Source organism: Halorubrum sp. AJ67, from assembly GCF_000513435.1.
On record NZ_CBVY010000008.1, the window covers coordinates 110,617 to 111,876 of the forward strand.

At 68.1% G+C, this 1,260-nt stretch carries 1 protein-coding gene and 1 pseudogene; both read left to right on the forward strand.

All coding sequences use genetic code 11. The features are described 5' to 3' along the window. Nucleotides 1–252: pseudogene (locus tag BN903_RS15860) on the forward strand (SAM-dependent methyltransferase); the annotation flags it as partial. Nucleotides 253–312: 60 nt separating this feature from the next. Next, nucleotides 313–1,260 (forward strand): cache domain-containing protein (locus tag BN903_RS17420; RefSeq protein WP_048077375.1); only part of this gene is annotated, 948 nt, incomplete at its 3' end.

Below are 1,260 nucleotides of genomic sequence, written 5' to 3' on the forward strand. Positions count from 1 at the left end.
CGGGTCCTCGCGCCGGGCGGGGTCGCGCTCGTCAGCGCGTGGAGCACGGCCCACGACCGGTTCGACCGCGACGAGGGGTTCGACACGACCGTTGACTGGACGCTCCCGGGCGGCGAGACCGTCCCCCGGTACTATCACATCTACTCTCCCGCTGAGTTCGAGTCAGATCTCGCCGCGAGCGACCTCGAAATCCGTCACACGCGGGTTTCGAGCGGAAACTGTTACGCGGTGGTGTCGGCGGTGAGCCGCTAATTATCACTGAGGATACTGACGGGAGTGGATTAAAGAGTCCCTGTCGAGCGCCTGATGATAATGGCCGACACCCTTCTCGAACGGATCTTGCGTCGGGTCGCGCCCGACGCGGTGGCCCGGAGCTACCTCGCGAAGTTCCTCGTCGCTCTCGTTGTCGTCGTGCTCGCGATCGGTGCCGTCGGAGCCGTCACGTACGCGGAGACGACGGAGCAGCTCGAATCGAGCGCGCAGGACGACTACACCGCCGTCGCGGAGCTGAGCGCGACCGATCTTGACGCTTGGGCGACCGAGCGCCGCACCGCGATTCGGAACGTCGCCGACAACGACATCTTCTCTCAGGACGCAGACCGGGTGGACGGATACCTCGCGTCGCACCTCTCGCGGGCCGACGAGTCGGTCGCCGCTCTCCACTTCGTCGACCCGGCCGAGGGGACCGTCCTCGCTACCACCGACGAGGGCGACGGCGGCGAGACGGTGGCCTCGAAGGCGTGGTTTGGCGACGACATCGTGTACGGAGACGAGGTGTTCAGGAGCCAGCCGTACCGGGTCGACGGCGAACGCCGGATCGCGTACGTCACCTCGACGCCGATCGGCGACTACCTCGTGATGGAGGTGTCGCTCGCCCCCGTCACGGCCGACCTCCGGCAGCCGACGGAGGGCGCGTTCACCACCATCGTCGAGCCGAACGGCGAGATCACGGCGAGCGACAACGACTACGCCGCCGGTTTCCGCTACGACAACGAGATCCGGTCGACACTGTTCGACGAGGAGGGGGCCGTCGGCTTCCTCCCGTCGGCGACGTTCGGCTTCGCGGACGGCGGCGAGTACCTCGTCGCGTACGCGCCCTTGGACACCGAGGACTGGCTGGTCGCGGTCCACGTCCCCCTCTCCGAGGCGTACGCGCTCTCCGGGATGATCGGACGGAACCTCCTCCTCATCGTCGGCGTCGCGGTCGTCGGGCTGGGCCTGCTCGGCGGGACGCTCGGCCGCGGCACCGTCGTCGAGCTG